Below are 20347 nucleotides of genomic sequence, written 5' to 3' on the forward strand. Positions count from 1 at the left end.
TGCCACCACGACGAACAAGATCCTGCCAGCGCAAAGTCCGACGCCCTGTGGACAAATGGCCACGCATGATCAACACCTCTTCGTCGTCCACCTCCAGAAACTTCGCCGTCACAACGATTGCTTAGCGGCATTAGGTCTAATTCGTTGTCACGGTGAGGCGGACGAACTTGCTGGGATTGGAGGTGCTCATGGCCGGGGTGACGCGGATGGTGACGTTTTCCGTGACGCCATCGCCGGTGGGAGTTGAACTCATGACCTGAACGTTGGCTCCCGTTTTGTCCCAGGTGGCGAGATTGCTGCTGGTTTCCACGGTGTAGGAAAGTCCGGTGCGCTGGATGCGGCGGCGGAACTGCATGGTGAGGTATTTGTCTCCGGTAGTACCATCAGTCTGCAGCGTGGTGGCTGGCAGCATGGAGCGCGGGTTTGCGGTGCCGGCCGGAATGCCCATGGCGTGCTCCATGAGGCTGCTGATGCCGTCGTTGTTGGTGTCCTGCACAGGATTGGTGATCTGATAAACGGTGGTGGTGATGGTGGCGGTGTTGGCCGGCACGACGCTGTCCGTGGCGGTGATGGTGATGGTGTTGGGGCCATCCTGGAGGCCGGAGAGTGGGCTGCTCCAGGAGGAGAAGGAGCCGGTGACAGGAGTGCCGGCCACGGTCATGCTGGCAATGCCGCTGCCCGCATCAAACGCGGTGCCGCGCAGAGTCCCGGTGGTGCCGCTGATGGTGGTGACGAGCGCTGTCACATCGGGCGGGGTGGCATCCTGGACGGAGCTGACGGTGCCTGACCACGCGCTGGTGACCGTCTGGCCGGGAGCGGCGGTATAGTCCACGCTCCAGTCATTGAGCTGCGGGGTGGCGCTGGAGTCCGAGGTGGAGAGGCTGGCGCGCAGCATGATGGCGGAGGCGGAGGCCACGGCAGGCAGGGTGTTCAGATCCGTGCCAGAGGCGACGTTGGCGGCCAGCACGTTGCTGCCAGAGTCCAGCACGCTGACGGAGAGAGCGGTGCCGGCCGGGAGCGTGGCACCATAGTTCAGGCGGCCCCACAGCTGACGCACGGCGGGAGAGAGGGTGCCCGAGGTGATGGTGCCGGTGTTGAAGCTGTAAACAGGCGTCTCACGAGTGATCGTGATGCTGTCAAACAGCATGGCGCTGCTGCCGTTGAGCGTCCGCAGGCCGGCGCGGCCGGAGGTGTGGTGGCTGTCGTAGGCGACGAGACTGGCGGAACCGCCGTTCAGGATGGGGGTTTCAACCACGCTGCCACCACTGACGCCGACCTTCCAGGCGTTAAGGACGAGACGGGGCCCGCTGGCGCTGAACGTGAGCCGGATGATGTCCGAAGCGGAGACCGTCACGGAGGGGAAGGCGGCGATGTTGCCAACGCCGGTATAGGCGATGGAGATGGTGGCGGAAGTGGCTGAATTGTAGGTGACCAGGGCCTGATAGCCCACGGGTGCGCCGTTCACGACACCGCCGCGCAGGATCAGCGCGCCGCTCATGGCCGCCGCCGGTGTTTCGGGGCAGAGGTAGGCGTCGATGGAGCCATCGTAAAAATTGTTGGCAGGGGTGTCCGCGGCCAGGCACCAGGCGTAGGCACCGCTAACGCGGCCTTCCATGTCTCCGTTCTGGTTGATCGGCAGTTCGGGCGAGGTATTCGGACCGGCGGTCAGGGCGCTGCGGGCAAAGGCATAACCAGAGGTCCCTCCCTGAACGGTGAAAAGGTTGCTCCAGGTCACGCCACTGGCGTTGAAGTCTTCCACCACTGCCGACGGCGAGGTGGCCGTGGGGGCGAGGGTCACGCTGCCGGCGACCGTGTCCGCAGACACACCGGAAAGCGCATCCGCAGCAAAATCCCCCCAACGGGTCTGTGACCAGGTGGAGTCTCCAAACGTGACCGAGCGCTGATACCGCAGTCGGTACCAGTACTGCACATAGTTGCCGAGGGCGGTGGCAGTGGCGCTGGTGCCTGTGGTGGACTGGTTGATGGCCAAGGTGGTGAAGTTGATGGGATTGTTTGTGCCCTGGATGTCATAGCTGAGGGCACCGCTTACTGGTGGCCAGGACAAGGTATTGGAGGTGCCGCCGGTGAAGAAGGGCTCAGAATTCATGGAAGGAGCAGCCGGGGCGAGCACGAGCCCCCCGACTGTGCCGGAGCGTCCGGAGCGGTCGCTGATGGTGAGGCTCACATCCTTGGCCGCGCCTTGCAGGGTGACGCTGCCGGACCAGACGCCGCCTGTGAAGGAACCTGTCTGGCCGGGGGAGACGGCGATGCCGCCATTCACCAGCAGGCGAAGCTGGGGCTGCGAATAGCTTCCGGCCACAACGGGTGTGGTGCCGCCATCCCATGAAACGGGGGTGCCGTTGGTGCTGTTGGCGCCGCCGGAGGTCATCATGATGGCGTCGGCAGAGGTATGGCGCGCGTTGGCTGTTGAGAAGATGTTGCTGTTGTCAAAGCTCAGGTCCACCATGAGGTTGTCCGTGCCGTTGTAGTCAAACGGCGTGCTGAAGGTGTAGGTGTTCCAGCCGACGATGGGTGTGGTCGTGCCTTGGTAAACGGTCACCCAGCCAGTCTCCCAGGCGAAGGTGCCACTGAAGCTGGCCTTCGTGGTGTGCTTGAGCCGGATGGTGTAAGTGCTGTAGGCGCCGCCGGAATTGGCGATGTTTAGAGCGAGACCGGAGAGGCTTATGGGGCGGCCGCCGAGCTGAGCGGCTGTGTAGATCACCTGGGTTCGCGTGTCATGGTTTCCGCCGTAGAAAGGAAAGACCGAGGTCGTTGCGCCATCTCCCACCAGCACCTGGCCCAGTCCTGGTGCGCTGACGGAGATGTCTGCGGTGCCGTTGTAAGTGTTGTCGGTGGTGCCTGTGGCATTGACCGCACGCACGGTGATGCTCTGGCTGGTGCCGGAATTGATCTGGCTGCCGCTCGTGAGGCCGGTGATGACAAACTGTGAGGACGTACCCGCGCCGACGGCATTGAGCGGGAACTCGCCCGAGGTGCCCGTGACGCTGCCGCTGGTGGCCGTAATAACGGCAACGCCAGCGCTTCCTATAGTGACATTCCCACTCCATAGGCCGCCTGAGAATGTGCCGGTGCTGCCGGGGGTGATGGTGTTTGCGGTGCCTCCGACCGTGCAGGCCAGCGCTGCGGAGGTGCCGTCAACCGCGGTGGCTGGGTAGCCATCGATGGTGCGAGCGCTGGCCGTAAGTGGGAAGGATGTGCCGGCAACGCCCGACCCTGAGAGCGTGGTGAGGCTGAGGTATTTGAGGTCATCATCGAACACATTGATCGGAGCGGTGCCATTGCCGAAACCGCTGGCGCTGGCGGTGACAGTGGCCGTCTGGAGACCGTCGGTGAGGCTGTCATTGATGATGTTCAGCGTGAAAGCCGCGGAGGTGCTGCCGGCGGGGATGGTCACCGTAGCCAGTGCAGGCTGGGCTTCCGTGGTGTCGTTGGAGGAGAGGCTGACAAGCGTATCGGTGGCCTGCGAAACAGGAATGGAAACGGTGCCTGAAACGCTTCCTGCGGATTCGACGGCAGATGCGGGCAGGGAGAGGGTGAGGGGCGAGGGGGACAGCGGGTTAAAGATGTTGCTCAAACCCAGCGTGGTCCCCGACTGCGCCTTCAGAAGAACGCTTGAGGTGTAGGGGACTGTGAATGAGCCGGTCCACACTCCAGAAACGAAAGCCCCTGTGATGGATGGGGTGGGGGTGAAGCCGGGGTCGGAACCCAGAATGAAATCCGGACGGAGGTTGGTGGTGGTGCCTGCATAGGACCATTGCAGCGGATCGCCGGAAAGAGCGTTGGCATAAACGGAAAGCGGCGCGCCCGCATCGGTGGCGCTCGTCATGGCGGTGGCGGGAATGACGCCCGTCGTGAGGCACATGTCCACCAGCACGTTCTGCGCGCCATCGTAGGTGAAGGGAGTGGTGAAGGTGAAGGTGTTCATTCCGGCAAACGCCGCCGTCGGTCCCTGGTAGCAGGTGGTCCAGCCGGTGGTCTCAAACAATGCGGACGCCGTGTAGTCGGACTTCGAGGTGTGCTTCATCCGAATGGTCAAGACCCCCGTGTTTGCGGAAGAACCGAGGGAGATAACGTTGAGAGACAGGGACTGGAACACTTTGGCCGCTCCGAGCTCCGCGGCGGTGCAGATGGTCTGCGCCCGGTTTGAGAAACCGGTGTGGCTGAGAGGATAGGACCAGCTGGAAGCTCCGGTGCCGGTCTTGGTGGCCTTCATGGCGGTGACGCCTGCGTTGCCCGTAAAGCTGCCCACGGTGTTTCCATAGATGTCCAAAGCGGAGACGGTGGTGGAGAAGGGCACTCCCGCCGTGGGCTGGGTGATGGTGCTCCAGCCAAACTGGACGGCTGTGCCATAGGTGACGGCGAAGGTGCTGCTGCTGCCTTTTCCTCCGGTGACGGGATCCGTGAGGGTGAGGACGGCGTTGGTGGCAAAGCTGGACACCGTCACACTCTGGGATCTTGTGCCACCGCTGAATGAGCTGACAGTCGTCGGCGAGACGGTCAAAGAAGTGGCGCCATCTACAGCGGTGAGGACCGGGGCCCCCGAGTAATTGGTGATGACGACATTGTTCACGTCGCGTGCGGTGAAGGTCACACCGAAGGGCGCATAGCGCACCTGGGTGCCCACGGCGGAAACGAGGAAGTTGTCCACGTCATCGTCGGTGACGCTGATGGTGGCGCCGCCGCTGGTGGTGTTGGCGGCGCTGGCGGTGATGGTGGCGCTTTGCGTGCCGTCACGCAGGGTGTCATTGACGATGTTGAGCGTGAATGACGCGGAGGTGGATCCGGCGGGGATCGTGACGGTGGAGGTGGCGGGCTGGGCTTCCGTGGTGTCGTTGGAGGCTAGATTGACCGTGAGTGCCGACGGCAGCGCAAAGGAGACCGTGACGGTGCCGGAAACGGTGGCCCCATTTTCAGAAACGGAAGCCGGCAGAGTCACCCCCAGAGCGGGGGTGCTGACCGTGAAGTTGCCCGTGGCGCCCGCGGCAACGCCGCTGCTGGCACGGAACTTGACACTGGAGGCCGTCGTGCTCCCAGGAGTGAAGCTTCCAGTCCATACGCCGTTGGTAAAACTGCCGGTGACCGTCGGAGTCACAGGAAGGGCGAAACTGGAGGAGCCGAAGCGTGCATTGGGCACCACGGCATTGCTGGCGGGGGTTGGGTTGGTCGTGCCGGTCCAGGTGAGAGGGCTGGCGTAGTCCGTGTCTGTCTGAAGCAGCACGGTACGGGTCGCGGAGGCGGTGGTGTATTGGACGTAGCCCTGGACGGTGCCGGTGGCGGAATTGTAGTAGCTGTAGTCCACCATGAGCGAACTGGTGCCGTTATAGGCAAAGGGTGTGGTGAAGTCGAACTGCTTCCATCCGGTGGAACTGATGGCCGGATTGCCCTGATAAACGGTCGTCCAGCCGCTGCTGTCCCAGGAGGCAGTGCTGTAACTGGTCAGCGCGCTGTGCTTCATGCGGATGGTGAAGTTGCTGAGCGTGCTGCCGGGCACGGTGCTGACATACAGAGCCAGATTGTTGAGGTTGCGGGCCGTGGCTCCCACCTCGCTGGGCAGGTAGATCACCTGCATGCGCTGCGTGCGGCTTTGCGAGCCGAGAGGAATGGACCAGACCGTAGTGCTCGTACCGGAGGTGTTAAAAGTCGGATCACTGGAGATGGCAAGATTGGCCGTCTGATTGAAGGAGCTGAGAGTGTTGTTGAAGGCATCCTGCGCGGTGATGGTGACCGGCTGTGCGATGCCATTGGCAAGGACCGAGGAAACCGAGCTGATGCTGAAGTGATCCAAGGGGCCGTACGACACGACAAACGGATTGCTGCTGCCTTTGCCTCCGGTGGTCGCGTCCGTGGCGGTGATCACGGCATTGGTGGCGAAGCTGGAGATGATGATGCTCTGGGTTTTCGTGCCACTGGAAAAGCCTGACATCGAGGTGGGGGAAATGGTGAGCGGAGTGACACCATCGAGAGCCGTGAGGGTGGGCGTGCCGGAGTAGGTGGGAATGGTGACGTTGTTCACGTCACGGGCCGTGAAGGTCACCGAGAAGGCGGCCGCGCGCACCTGGGAGGAAACGGCGGAAACGAGGAAGTTGTCCACGTCATCGTCAGTGACGGTGATGGTCGCGGTGCCGCTGGTCATGCCGCCAGCGCTGGCGGTGATGGTGGCGTTTTGAGAACCGTCCCGCAGGCTGTCATTGATGATGTTAAGCGTGAAGGCGGCGGAGGTGGAGCCGGCAGGGATCGTCACGGTGCTGGCGGCGGGCTGGGCTTCGGTGGTGTCATTGGAAGAAAGACTGACCGTGGTGGCGGAGGCCTGGGGCACATTGAGCGAGACCGTTCCGGACACTGTGCTGGCAGACTCGACGGCGGAGGCAGGCAGGGAGATGGAAAGGGTCGGCGGGCTGGTGGAGAAAAAGTTCGACATGCCGGAGATGCTGCCGGCGCTGGCTTGAAGCCGGATGCTGGACACAGCGGTGGGCACGGTCAGGCTGCCGCTCCAGACGCCGCCAGTGAAAGCGCCGGTGGTGGCGGGAGTCACCGCGATGGTGGTGCCAAAAACCAGCTTCACATTCGGGAGCTGCGTGGTGGTGAAATTGTTGGCGTAAGTCCAGGTGTAGGGATCGCCGTAGCCCCAGGAACGCTGATTGCTGCCGTAGAGAACCCGCGCCGACGCGGTGGTGGTGCCCAGGCAATAGCCTGCGGCGGCGGAGGAGGCATTGTCGAACACCACATCCACCAGCAGATTTTGCACGCCGTCATACGAAAACGGGGTGATGAAGTTGAAGGTCTTCAAACCAGTGGTGGCAACGCTCTCAGATGGACTGGAATACACGGTGACGAGACCGGTGTTGTCGAAATTGGTGCTGCTGGGATAGGAAGCGGTAGCGGTGTGTTTTACACGGATGGCAAAACGAGACATCGGCAGGCCGGGCAGGACGGAGATATTGAACTTGATTCCTGTCAGCAGTCCGGCACCGCCGATCTCAGACGGGAGAAAAATCATCTGAGTACGCGTGCCATCGTAACTGGTGTCGAAGGGCTTGCCCGCAGAGACGGTGCCGGTGCCAATGGTTGACTCGGAGGCGGTGGTAATCCCCTGCACGCTGGCGGTGCCTGTAAAAGTCGGGACGGTGTTTCCCTGGGCGTCCTGGGCGGTGACCGTTGTGCTGAAAGGCACTCCGGGAGACTGCTGGGTGCCGATGGCGCTCCAGCCAAACTGGCTCATGGTGCCATAGCTGACCGCAAACGCATTGCTGGAACTTGTGCTCCCCGCAACGGAGTCCGTGACGCTGACGATGGCGCTGGTGGCATAGCTGCCGATGGAAAGGCTCTGCGTTTTGACGCCGCTGGAGAAGCCGCTGAGCGTGGCCGGGGTGATGGGCAGAGAGGAGCCTCCATCCGCCGCGCTGAGGGTGGGCGTGCCCGCGTAGGTGGTGATGGTGACGTTGTTCACGTCCTTCGCGGTGAAGGTGACGTTGAAGGCCCCGTTGCGCACCTGCGGGCTTGGGATCGTGGTCATGGCAAAATGATCCACGTCATCGTCCAGCACCGTGATGTTCTGCGAGGAAGAGGTGAATCCGGCTGCCGTGGCGGTGAGGGCCACGATCTGCGAGCCGTCCTTCAGGTTGTCGTTGACCGGCGTGAGCGTGAAGTAATTGCTGCTGGAACTGCCGGCAGGGATGGTGACCGTGGCGGGGACGGTCAGCTCAGTGGTGTCGTTGGACGCAAGATTGATGGTCAGCGGACTGGTCACGCTGCCGGACAGATAAACGTATCCGGCGGAGGTCTGCGGAGCAGCACCCTCGCTGATGCTGCTGTAGAAAAGCGAGATTGTCAGATTGGTACTCTCATTGTCGAGGACTTGAATCGTCGCCGTGCCCGGGGTGGAGCCGGCCAGGGTGGCGGTAATGGTGGCGATCTGTGTGCCGTCGATGATGGAATTGTCCGGCGCGGTGATGGTGAAGGCGGCGCTGCTCTGACCGGCGGGAATAACTACCGAGGCAGGCACGGTGGCGCGGGCCGTCAGGGATGAAGCCAGCGTCACGGTTAAATCTGCCGCAGTGGGGCTGGCGAACTGCACGGTGCCCTGGGCGGTGGCTCCCTCGGTCACGGTGGCTGGCAGCGTCACGGTAACGGTGGTGCTGTCATTGTCGGTCACCGTGCTGGTGCTGGTGGCGGTGGGGTAGCCGGTGGCCAGTGCGCGGCACTGAACGGTTTGGGGACCATCCAGCACCGCGTCATCCACCACGGTGACATCGAAAGTGACGGTGGTCTGTCCGGCTGGAAGTGTGACCGTGGCCGGAAGAGTGATCTCCGAGGTGTCCAGGCTCTCCAGGGATACGGTAAGCGCTGAGCCCGGAGCGCTGGAGACTGTAACCCTGCCTGTGCCAGACAAGACGCCCTGGCCTTCTGCCACGCTGGCAGGGAGTGTGAGAGATAGCGTCTGCCCCGAGGATGTGGTGGTCACGGTATTGCTGGTGCCGGTGGCGCTGCCTGACGTGGCGGTGACGGCAATGCTCCCCACCGAACCCAGGCGGATGTCTCCACTCCACACGCCGCTCACAAAGGCTCCGGTGTTCACTGGAGTGATCAGCGCCGGGGCGCTGGATTTGACCAGCCGGAGGTTTGGCTGCGCGGTGCTCGTGTAGGCGTAGGTGCTCGAGCCACTCCACGTCAGCGGGTCGCCTGAGTATGCACCGTTGTAGATGGTCCGGGCGGCGGCGGACGTGGTGTATTTGCAATAAGAGGCGCTGCTGTAGCTGGCGCTGGCAAAGCTGATGTCCACCATCAGATTGCTGGAGCCGTCGTAGTCAAAAGGGTTGGTAAAGGTGAAGTAGTTCAAGCCCGTCGCGAGGGTCTTGCTGCCGGTGTAAACGACCGTCCAGCCGCTGCCCTCCCAGGAGGTGTCCGAGGAGTAGTTTGCCCGGGTGGTGTGCTTGAGGCGTACGGTAAAAGTACTGGTGGTGGGAGACCCCAGTGTAGCCACATCCAAAGCGAGGCCTGTGAGACGGCCCGCCGAGCCCGCCTCCGCCGCCGTGTAGATGGACTGGGTGCGGTGGACCTGATAGCTGGTGTCCAGAATGTAGTACGTGCTGCTGATGCCAGTGCCGACGGTGGTTTCACTGGCGGCGGATGTATTCATGGCCGTCAGCGCCGCCGTCCCCGCAAAGTCCGTGACGGGATTGTTCGCGGAGTCTTTGGCGCGCACTGTGACTGTTGCCGGCGCATTGACCACCAGAGGCGAGGAGATGCTGTCCCAGTCAAAGTGGTGCAGGCCCGGCGTGACCGTCATGGCGACCGGTATGGTCTGCTGGGGCTGCAGGCCGTCGTTGCTGTTGATCTGCAGACCTGCCTGATAAACCCCCGGCTGCAGGCCTGAGGCATTGAAGCCCACCTGCAGCGGTGTGCTGCCTCCGGGCGCGATGGTGCCGCTGGTGGGCGTGGCGGTGAGCCAGTTTGCCTGTTCGGCAATGTCGAGGAACTTGGTGAAGATGGCCGTGGTCTGCGCATCGTTGATGTAGCCGCCGCTCTGTCCCGCATAGAGCAGGTAATAGACCCGCGTCACTCCAGTAAGGCCCGTGACGGTGTGCTGGTCGTCATTGGTGTCCGTGGCATAGGTGTGCGCCACGCTGCCGTTGTCCGCGACGATGATGATATGATTGACCGAAGGGTCCCCGGCATTGTACACGCGTTTGACGAAGCCCTTGTAGTTCACTCCCGAGCGTGACGCGGTCAGCACTGCGGCATCCATCGAACCACCGCTGTCCGCACCCAGATTGCCGGTGATGCCGAAGGTCGAAAGGCCGGCGACATCCGCCGCGAACACAAACAAGCCGGGCTGTTTGCGCGTGAAGTACCTGCCTCCCGCGCCCAGGCTGGTGGCCGGGGATAAGATCACATTGTCGGAGTAGGAGATGGAGGTGCCGAGGTTGGTGTTGAGGTAGTTTCCGCCGTCATACATGTCGTTGCCACCATCCGAGATGTAGTTGCCCGTGACACCATCGGAGAAATCGTAGCGGTTCGGGATCAGTGCAGTGATCTCGGCGTAGCGGGCATTGATCTGCGCCAGGCAGTCGTCCAGGCCCCTGCCGAAGCCCAAGGACGAAACTGCGGCCGCCTCGGGCGTGCGGGGTTCCGACCAGGAAGTGGCAGGGCGGGAATCCGCCTCCTCTTTGGAGATGGGCATGGTGAGGCCGACGAATTCGCGACCGGAAGCTACGCTCACCGCATAGGAAGGGCTCAGGCTCCACGTCAGCGGACTGACGCCGGGGTTGCTCAGCGTCAGCGTACGCGTCTTCGAGGTGTTTTGGGCGATGCTGAGCGCAAAGCTGGACGGGCTGGCGGACAGACGCGGACCGGCCGCGACATCAAAGGCATTCGACAGCGTGGTGGCCGTGGGTGAGGCCACGGTAAGCTTCACATTCGTGCCAGGCCCCATGACGCGCACGTTTCCAGTCCACACGCCATTGGTGAAGGGAGCGAGCACGGCAGGCAGCACATTGATGGCGCCGCCATCTCCCGCGGCGGTCAGATTCACCGGACCTCCGACAGCCGTGGTGATGGTGACATCATTGACGTCCTTGGCGGTGGCGGTGAAGGCAAAGGCGATGCCTTCATTTTGCGAACCGGGAACCGTGGAAAGAATGAAGTGATGCACGTCATCGTCCAGCACATCGATGTCCGCGCTGCCGCTGGTGAAAGTGGCCGCGCTGGCGGTGAGCGTGACATGCTGCGTCCCGTCCAGCAGGAGGTCGTCCACGGGATCGAGATCAAAAGCTGCCGAGGAAGCTCCGGCGGGGATGGTGACCGAGAGGGTGGGCAGCGCGGTGGTGTCGCTGGAAGTCAGCGTGACGACGAGGTCCTCGGCCGTCTGGCCTGCGAGAGAAATCGTGGATGTGGTTAGCGTGGCCGCGCCTTCGCTGATGCTCGTGGGCACGCCATTGATGGTGAGGGTGCGCGCTTCATTGTCCGTGATCGTGAGAGTGTTGGTGCCGCTGGTCCAGCCGCCGACGGTGGCGGAGAGCACGGTGGTCTGCGGCCCGTCCACCAGGGGGTCATCCACCACGGTGAGGCTGAAGGGCACGGAGGTGGCGCCCGCGGGCAGAGTCACGCTGGCAGGCACGGTGGCCTCGGTGGTGTCGCTGGAGGCCAGCTGCACCGTGATGGCATTCGCCGGTGCAGCACTGGAGGTGATGGTGCCGGAGATCGTGCCCGCATCTTCGGCATAGGTGTCTGAAGAGAGATTGATCGTCAGCGTCGCGCCCTCGTCATCATTCACGTCGAGGGGTGTGCTGACCGCTGCGTAACCGATGCCAACCGCACCGATCTGAGTGGTCTGCGGCCCATCAAGGATGGCGTCATCGATGATGTTCAGCGTGAAGGGAGCACTGGTACTGCCTGCGGGAATGGTGACGCTGGCAGATGCCGGCACAGCGGCGGTGGCGACACTTGAGCTGAGGGTCAGGACCACATCCGCGGCAGGCGCTGGCGAGACGGTCACCGTCCCGCCGAAGGTCCCCGCATTTTCGCCGACGCTGGGGCCTGCAAGACTGATGCTGAGCGTGCCGTCCGCGGTCACATCAAAGGCATTGGAGTCTCCCGTGGCACTGCCCTGTGTGGCGCGCAGCCTGCCGCTGGTGAATGGCAGCCCGGCGGTGACGTCTCCGCTCCAGGCGCCGTTCACAAAGGTGCCCGTTTTCACCGGGGTGAGGGGCTGCGGGATGTTTTGCGGACCGCTGGCAGCCACCGCATTGGCCACGACACGGTCCATCGAGGTGTTGGTGGTGAAGTAGTCCGTGCCGATCAGGATCACCTTGCCGAGGTCTACATTGCGGTGCACCACCACGGGGTAGCCGGTGCTCACCTCGCGGATGGAGACCACTCCATTGGTGGTGGCGGAGTAGGTGCTCATCCACTCGTGCGTGATGGGCGGTGTGATGCCTGCATTGAGAAAGGTGCTGGTGACATTCTCCAAGGTTGTGAACTCGGGAGACGTCATCTTGGTCACAGTCAGCAGACCTGACTGGACTAGGATCTGCTCTTCGTTCACCCCGTAGGAGCAGACGATCACCGTGCCGCCCTGGGACACAAAGGTGTTCAAAGTGCTGCTCCAGGCCGTGCCCAAAGCCTGCATCTGAGAAAACGTGCTGTTTTCCTGCTCAGGTATCAGAAGCACGTGCTGGCCTGCGAGCGCAGTCGTTAGCGCTGACACAGTGGTGGAGGAGAAGGAGGTCTCCACATAGTCGGTGAAATAGCGTGAGATGGCGGTTTTAGTGTTCGGATATTCCTGAGCCGTGTCCGCGTAGCCGACAAAACTGACGACTTTCACCGTGGCGGGGCCGGCCACGCCCGTGAAGGCGCTGAGGCCCGCTGGGCCTTCGTAGTTCGTCATGGTGCCGCCTGAACTGTCCTTCGCAGTCACGGTCACGGGAAAGGGGGAGTTCACGCGCTGGGGAGAGGGCACCGCGTCCCAGGAGAAGCTGGCCACGGGCGCGGTGACGTTCAGCGTCACGGGCACGCCCACGGTGGGATTGGTGTAATCATTCGAGGTGATGTTAAGCTGCGCCGTGGTGGTTCCTTCCGAGAGCGAGGCCGCATTGAAGGTGACCGACACCATGGCGGACTGGCCCTCCTCCACCGTTCCGCTGGCCGGCGCGCATGTCAGCCAGGTCTGGGACCCGGAGGCATTCCAGGTCATGGTTCCCTGGCCGTTGTTGGAAAGGGTGAGTGTGCGCGTCTTGCTGGACTGGCGCGGGATGTCCAGTGTGAAAGAAGCGGGAGCGACGCCGAGGTGCGGGCCGGGCAGGACATTGAAGGCATTGCTCTGCGCCGTGGCCTGCGGGCCAGTGACGGTGATGACGACGTTCATGGCCGGAGGCAGCACGCTCACGTTTTGCTGCCACACGCCATTCACAAATTCCGCCGCCGGGTAGCTGTAGCTGATGGGACCGGAACCATTCGCCGCCGTCTGGGTGACAGGTCCGGCCACGGCAGGCAGCGTGAGACCATCGATGTCGCGTGCGGTGATGGTGAACTGAAACGGCGCGCTTTCCCGCTGCGGACTGGCGACCGTGCTCAGCGCGAAGCTGGCCGCATCATTGTCACGCACCGGGATGGTGCCCGTCACTGGCGGATTGCCAAACGCGGAGGCGCTGACGGTCACGGTCTGAGTGCCGTCGAGATCTGTGTCATCCAGTATTTCAGCGGAGAGCAGGACGCTGCTCTGCCCCGCAGGAATGGTGACGGTGGCAGGCAGGGTCAGCTCCGTGATGTCGCTGGAGGCCAGGGCGACCGTCACGGGCGTAACCGCTATGCCGCCGAGAGTGACGGTGCCCACCGTGGTGCCCACTCCCGCGCTCTCGTTTGTTTCCGTGTTCAAAGTCAGGGAGATGGCGGCCGCTTCATCGTCCAGCACCGTCACGGTGGTGCTTCCCGGCGTCCAGTTCGGCACGCTGGCGGAGATGGCTGCGGTGCGGCTGCCATTGAGCAGATTGTCATTGGGAAGCAGCAGGGTAAAAAGGGCGAGCGTCTGCCCGGCGGGGATCGTCACACTGGCAGGCACCTGGGCGGAGACATTGTCCGACACGAGCGTCACGGTCACATCCCTGTCCACCGGCGTGCTGACGCTCACGGTACCTTCCGGTGGTGAGCTTCCTTCTTGGACACTCGAAGGCAGGGTGAGAGTGATCACGGCCGTTTCATTGTCATTCACAAGAAGGGTCTTGATGGCAGGTCCGAAAGTCGCTGCGTTGGCGGAGATGAGCACCGGTTGCGTGCCGTCGATAAGAGAGTCGTCCAAGATCGTGACCGGGAAGGTCACGGAGGTCGAACCCGCGGGCACCAGCACGGAGTCGGGCACGGTGGCATCCGCCGCGCTGGACGCGAGGGAGACCGTCAGATCTGCCACCTGCGCCGGAGAGATGGACAGGGTGGCCGTGACAGGGGCGTCTCCTTCGCTGGCCGTTGCTGGCAGGGACAGGGAGAGCAGATTGTTGACCGTCTCGACGACTGCAATGTCGTCAATGGCGATGCCGTCCGTGGCAATGCCGTAGTTGTCGTATTGATTGAAACGGATTTTGAAATTCGAGCCGTAGGTGAGTCCGTGGGAGGCCATGACGGCGTCCATATCCACGACGTATTTGGTGTAAGTGTCCGTCAGCGAGCGCAGGGGTTGCACTTCATACCAGTTGATACCACCATCCGCACTGATGGCCACGCCGTCGAAATCATAGCCGGTGCCCGGGAATGGAGAAGGGGGAGGACCGTTGCCTTCATCGCTGTAGGATCTGGCCCAGAAACTGAGCTGCACGTTGTGGTGGCCGGCCATGTTGAGCGTGAGGGTGGCCTCATTGCGCGAGTAGTTGTCATCCACGCTGGAGTCCATCGTCAGATGGTAGGTGCCGGCATGGGGGGAGTTGCTGCTGGTGACCTGGGTGCGGTAGGAGTTCGTGCCAGTGATGGTCCAGCCGGCGCCGAGTGTCGGTGTGGCGAAAGGCTCGCTGAAGATGGGAATGGTAAAGGGATCCACCGTCAGGCTGATGCTGCGGGCGAGCACGGCGCCGCTGGTCGTATTGGAGAAACTCACCGTGTCCGTGTAGGAACCTGGGGGCAGACTGCTGGCGGCGGCATTGAAGGACGCGACGACGGTTGTGCTACCACCTGCAGCCAGAGTGCCGGATGCAGCGGAGAGTGTGACCCATGGCTGAGTCTTGGCGGCGGTCCAGTTCAGCGAAGAGGTGCCGGAGTTGGTCAGCGTAAAGGTTTGCGCGGCCGGAGTGAAGGGGCCGCCCACCACGCCGGAAGCCGTCGTGCTGGCGAACGGCGTCACGCCCAGATCGTCCGGAAAGTCAAAGGCCTCCACCAGGCCCACGGTGGTGCTGCTGGAGGGGGAGGTGGCGCTGGAGCCCATGCCGCGCTTGGCAAAGGCGGCCCAGATCTCGTTGCGGTTCGCGCCCCCGTTGTCCACCAGGTCGGCCTGGAGGATGGCATCGCGGGACTGCAGCATGTTCGGATTCACCGGGCAGAGCTTCATGGCGTCCGTCGTGAGCTGCAGCGTGAGCTGATTGCCCACCGCCCAGCCATAGCGGGCCACCAGGTTGGCGCGCATCTCCCACAGGGTCACGCACCAGACTTCGCCCTCGTTGTGCACTTCATCCGCGGTGCTGCCGATGACGCTGCTGCGGGGGATGCCTGCATGGGCGCTGGCCTGCGTGGGATCGATGTCCCTGAAGGTCAGCGGGTTTTTCGTGAGGTTCGTGGAGTACGGGTAGCGCCGGATGCCGTAGTAGTAGTTCTCGGTGAGGCCGAAGAAATTCTTCGTCGCATAGCCGCCGGCGGCATAGTTGCCGTTGATGTCGTCGGAGGCTTCGCTGAGCAGGCAGAGCGCATAAAAGTCGGACCAGCCTTCGCCCATGCCCTGGGTCTGGTTTTGGTAGATGCCCACACCGCCGCCCACCAGGCGGTTGCTGAGGCCGTGGGTGTATTCGTGGATCACCACCTCGTGGTCCAGGTCGCCATCGCGCTGGGGAGAGGGGTTGGAGAAAATGTACATCTGCATGCGGCCGGGAGAGCCGTCGGAAGGGGTGGAGAAGTTGGCATTGTCCGTACCGCTGCCGTCCTGCGCGTCTGCCTGCACGGCATCATTGCCCAGGCCGCCACGTCCGAAGTTGTTCGTCTGGAAATTGCCCGCGCTCTCGGTGAAGCCCAGCCCGTAGTAAACGTCGTGAATGTAGTTGCAGAGGTAGAAGAGATTGGTCACCGCTGCATCGCGATACGTGGACGGGGCCTGGGTGAGGTCCATCGTGAAATCGAAGTTACGCGTGGCGGAGGTGGGGCGTGGGAGATCGGCCACGTTGTCCGCATTCGTGTCGGTGTGCGCATCCACGTTGTTGCCCAGGGTTTGCGTTCCACCGTCGTCGATCCAGCCGTTGGGGGAGGCCGTGGTGTTCAGGGCGTCCAGCGTGACCAGATTCCGGCTCACCTCCGCCGGCTGTACGCTGGAGGGCGTGCTGTAACCCGGAGAGAATGGCGTGGGGCTGTCATACGGCTGGAAGCCGGGCTTGGCGTACACGCGGTAGCTTGCATTGCTGATGTCAGTGGTGATGCTCTGCCGCACCAGCACCGTGCCCTTTTCCGCATCCACCAGCACGCGGAACATCTCGTTTTGCTGCAGGCTGAAGGTCTCCACCTGCCATGCCAGGCGCAGGGTGCTTTCATCAATGGGCACCCAGGTCAGGTGCGCCGTGGTGTCTGAATAACCGGGCGCGGTCAGCTTCTGCGACTTGTCAGCACCGATTGAAGAGGCGGCCTGAGTGGCGACGACCGCGGCCTTTTGCAATTCCCCGCCCAGGTTCGTGGCCACCGTGGTCAGCGCGTCTCCAGCATCCAGCGGCGGCCTGGCCACCAGTGCCGCCTGGTCTCCAGCGGCCTGCACGGGGTCCGTGAGATAATGACTGCCCAGGGTCACCAGGTCACCATTTTTTGTCAGGTTCGCCTTCAGGATCGTCTGGAAGACGGGCACGCCGGCCACCTCCTGCTGCCAGACGACCGTGCGCATGCCGTTGTGGGCCGTGATGTCTTCACGAGTGACGCGGGACTTGCCCGGCTCCAGGGCGGCCGCCCCATGGCCAAACAGGGCTTCGTATTTGGTCACAAACTCCCGCACCGCTGCATACGGGTCCGCAGTCGCGCCCTTTCCCGTGGTCAGAAAGCGGCCCGCGGCCATGATGTTGCTTGGGGCGCCGGTGATGGCGTCGAAGTCCACCTGCACGCCGGGGATCTCCTGGCGCAATGCGGCGAGCGCCTGGACTCGGGTGGCGCTGGGTGCGGCAGCCTTAGCCTCCCGGCGGTCGATCTCCTCCACGCGCTTCTTCGCGCGGTCCAGGATGAAGCTGCGTTTCGCCTGGGCCACAGTTGGCTTGACAGCAGTGCTCGTCTTAGATGATTTCTCTGACGCAGTCTCTACCTCAGTTTTATGAAGAAAGCTTCTTACGGCTGTAACGACTAGCAATAAGGCTAGGACAAAGCCTAATCTTTTAAGAAAAATCAATTTCACGGCGGGATGATTCCCCGAGTGAACGTGTAAAGACAAGAATTATTTGGTGAAATAACGCGCGCTTTGCCCGATCGCGCGACTGACGGCAAAATCGGGTGCAAACCTTTCCTTGTGTAGCTGCGTGCCTGCGGCCATTTTTGTCTGCATGTACGCGACCACCAGCTTTGACTCCGACCTCGACCGCTTGGGTCTGGAAACACCCATTTCGGGCATCGACCGCGCTCTCAAACAGCTGTGGGAGAGTGACGAGGCAAAGACACGCGCCTCGCTGATCAATCTGGCGATCTACACCGAGGACTCCAGCCAGCTGAACAAGGACAACGAGCTGCTGGACAATGTGGCCGCGCAGAACGCCTGCCGCGCGCTGCTGATCCTCGCCATGCCGGAGATGCGGCCTCCGCGTGCGCGGGCGTGGATCCAGGCGCGCTGCCGTCCCTACCAGGGCAAGCAGGTCGTCTGCAGCGAGCAGATCAGCTTTGTGCTCGAAGGCGGAGACGCCACGCAGGTGCAGAACATCGTGTTTGCCCACCTGGACTCCGACCTGCCCCTGGTGGTCTGGTGGCAGGCGGACCTGTCCAAGAACTTTGAAGAACGCCTCTACAGCCGCATTGACACCCTGGTGATCGACAGCGCGCGCTGGGAAGATCCCGCCCGCCAGTTTGACGCGCTGCTGACCGCCATGAACGCGGGCCATGACCGGATCAATGTGCGTGACCTGGCATGGACGCGCTCCCACTTCATGCGCACGGCGCTGGCCGCCTGCTTTCAGGATGCCACCGCCTGCCGGAATTTCTCCAAGCTGACCACCATCCGCATCACCCATTTCAAAGGCCAGCGCACCTCCGCGCTGCTGCTCGCCGCTTGGATCAACCAGCGGCTGAAGGCAAACCTGGAGGTGGAGCTCAGCGAAAAGGACAGCGGGCCCGCGCTGCAGGGCCTGGTGCTCGAAGGGGAGGGCATCCGCGGCGAGGTGCGCCGTGACTGCGACTCCTGCTTTGTACGTGTGAACTCCACCTGCGGAGACCACAAGCACGAGGAGCTGCTGCCTGCGGACGTGGACAGCGACGCCGAGCTCGTGAGCGAACTGCTTTCCCGTTTTCATGGCAGCACGCTGTACTCCTCCATGCTGCCCTTTGTGCGCAGTATGTTGAAATAACCGTTCGACATTCCGCGCCGGGGATCTCAAGACTGTAGGCATGCGCCCCTGGCTCGAACTCGCCCGTATCTCCAATCTTCCCACCGTCTGGACCAACGTCACCGCGGCGTGGCTGATCGCGGGCGGCGTGGCCACGGATCACCGCTTTGCCTGGATGCTTCTCGCGGCCTCTCTGCTCTACACCGGCGGCATGATTCTGAACGATGCGGCGGACGTGAAGTTTGACAGCGAGCACCGGCGGGAGCGCCCCATCCCCAGCGGCAGGGTCAGCGCCAGCACGGCGTGGACCATGAGCGTGCTCATGCTGCTGGGCGGAGCGACGATGGCGGCCTGGTTTGGCTCCAATCCGCGCGTGACCGCCATCCTGGTGGCGGCCATCGTGTTTTACGATCTCTTCCACAAAAAATGGGCCGGCTCTGTGGTCATCATGGGCATGTGCCGTCTGCTGCTGTACCTCATGGCCGCCAGCGCGGTGTCCGGAGACGGCTGGATCCAGATGCCTGCTGCCGACCCCGCTGCTGCTGCGGCGGCGGATCCCGCGGCGGTGCCACCGGGATTCATCATCACCCTGCCTGCGGCGTTTGCGCTGGGCTGCTATGTGGTCGGCATCACGCTTGCAGCGCGCTCGGAGCACAAGGCGGGGATGGCGCCCGCGGCCTCCACGCTGCTGGCCCTGGCACTGCTCTACACACCGGGGATCGTCTTCATGATGCGTTTTGCCTCGGCGGGTGGGAATGCCATGCAGATATTCATTCTCGCCGCCTTTGCCATTCTCATCTCCTATGCCACCCAAAAATTGCGCCAGGGTGGCCAGGCCACCGGTCAGGCCGTGGGTCTGCTGCTCGCGGGTATCGTGATCGTGGATGCGCTCGCAGTATCCAGTGTCTCTGTGACCGTGGCGCTTGGATTCGTCGCTCTGGCTCCCGTGCTCCGCTTCTGGCAGCGATGGGTGGCGGCCACGTGAGTGAGGTGGAATACCGCGGATGGCTGCACCTGTTTGGAGCGCACTCCTCGCCACCAATCCCTTTCCATCCATTCGGCACACTCCCCTGCCCTACCCCAGTTCCACCCCAAAAAAATCCAGCATTACCTGCCGGTACACCCGCCGCTTGAACTTCGGCACCCAGTCCATCTGAAACTCAGACGGCTTGATCCATTTGAAGCCCGCAAACTCCCGGTGCGTCGCATCCAGGTTAAAGTCTGAGTCCGCTCCGTTGAACCGGCACAAAAAGTACGCCTGCTCCTGCCCGCCATAGATGCCGTACTTCAGACGCCCTTTCGCAAACGCATACCGGTAGCCGTCACGCCGCTGGAGGATCTGCAGCATTTCACGCTTCACCCCGATCTCCTCCTCAAGCTCCCGAAACAGCGCCGTTTCCGCATCCTCCCCTTCGTCCACGCCGCCCTGGGGAAACTGCCACGCATTCTTGATGTTGATCCGTTCCGCCACAAAGATGCAGCCGTCCTCCCGCTGCAAGATCGCCGCGACGTTCGGTCGGTAAACAATGGCTTCGGCGGGAATCATAGGCCGGACGGATGGCGCATTACATACCCTTTCGTTGGCCGCGAGCGGCTGCTCCAGCGCGGTCCGTCGCTGTCCGCGTCACTGTATCCCGTGTCCAGCCGCAGCCCCGCCACTTCCAAAAACACATGCCCCTTGCGCGCATACACCGTGATCCATTTGCCATGCCCGCTGCTGCCGAAGTTCCGGAAAGCCCCTGACACCGTGGGCGCGTTCAACGCCCCCGCTGCGTGCAGCACATACGAGGTCGTCCCGGAACAGTCATAGGCGCTGTCCTCAAAATGGGCATGCCCGCCGCCGCGCCGGTACGGCTTGGTGCAGATTCGGTTCCCTGCGGAAATCGCCCGCATCACTGCCGCAGGCGCATTGGCTGGCGGCACGGCCCTGCCCCCGATGATCACTGCAGTCTTGCCCGGGGCATATTTGTAGTTCCAGCTCGCGCCAGCGCTCCCGCCGCCGCATTGGCAGAGAAGAACGCAAAGGGACAGGGACATGACAAGAAAAAGCAAGCGCATCATCCGTGCCATCGTATTCAGCCCGCTCGAAATGACAAGGCGGGTCAACACCGCCTTGCCTTGTTTTCAAACACCCGCCAGAATCC

General features: G+C 62.8%; 5 protein-coding genes. 2 read left to right on the plus strand and 3 right to left on the minus strand.

The features are described from left to right. Nucleotides 1-136: 136 nt before the first annotated feature. Nucleotides 137-16924 carry a M36 family metallopeptidase gene (locus ACILSR_RS30450; RefSeq protein ID WP_395753592.1) on the minus strand — a complete coding sequence of 5596 codons (16788 nt, stop codon included), beginning with the start codon at nucleotides 16922-16924 and terminating at the stop codon, nucleotides 137-139. Between the two features lie 289 nt (nucleotides 16925-17213). On the opposite strand from ACILSR_RS30450, the gene ACILSR_RS30455 reads away from it, so the two are divergent. Then, complete coding sequence (locus tag ACILSR_RS30455; protein WP_395753593.1) at nucleotides 17214-18224, plus strand: glucose-6-phosphate dehydrogenase assembly protein OpcA; 1011 nt, start codon at nucleotides 17214-17216, stop codon at nucleotides 18222-18224. Between the two features lie 40 nt (nucleotides 18225-18264). Further along, nucleotides 18265-19188 carry a UbiA family prenyltransferase gene (locus ACILSR_RS30460; protein ID WP_395753594.1) on the plus strand — a complete coding sequence of 308 codons (924 nt, stop codon included), beginning with the start codon at nucleotides 18265-18267 and terminating at the stop codon, nucleotides 19186-19188. 90 nt (nucleotides 19189-19278) lie between these two features. Here ACILSR_RS30460 and ACILSR_RS30465 read toward each other — a convergent pair whose 3' ends face one another. Both ACILSR_RS30465 and ACILSR_RS30470 read right to left on the minus strand, forming a co-directional pair. Beyond that, nucleotides 19279-19749, minus strand: a complete 471-nt coding sequence (locus ACILSR_RS30465) for an RNA pyrophosphohydrolase (protein ID WP_395753595.1) — start codon at nucleotides 19747-19749, stop codon at nucleotides 19279-19281. Beyond that, nucleotides 19746-20240: a peptidoglycan endopeptidase gene (locus ACILSR_RS30470; RefSeq protein WP_395753596.1), complete on the minus strand. Its 495-nt coding sequence runs from the start codon at nucleotides 20238-20240 to the stop codon at nucleotides 19746-19748. Before ACILSR_RS30470 ends, ACILSR_RS30465 begins: the two co-directional genes overlap by 4 nt. Nucleotides 20241-20347: the final 107 nt, after the last annotated feature.

The sequence above is a fragment of the Prosthecobacter sp. genome (assembly GCF_044222565.1).
In the GTDB taxonomy this organism is placed as follows: domain Bacteria; phylum Verrucomicrobiota; class Verrucomicrobiia; order Verrucomicrobiales; family Verrucomicrobiaceae; genus Prosthecobacter.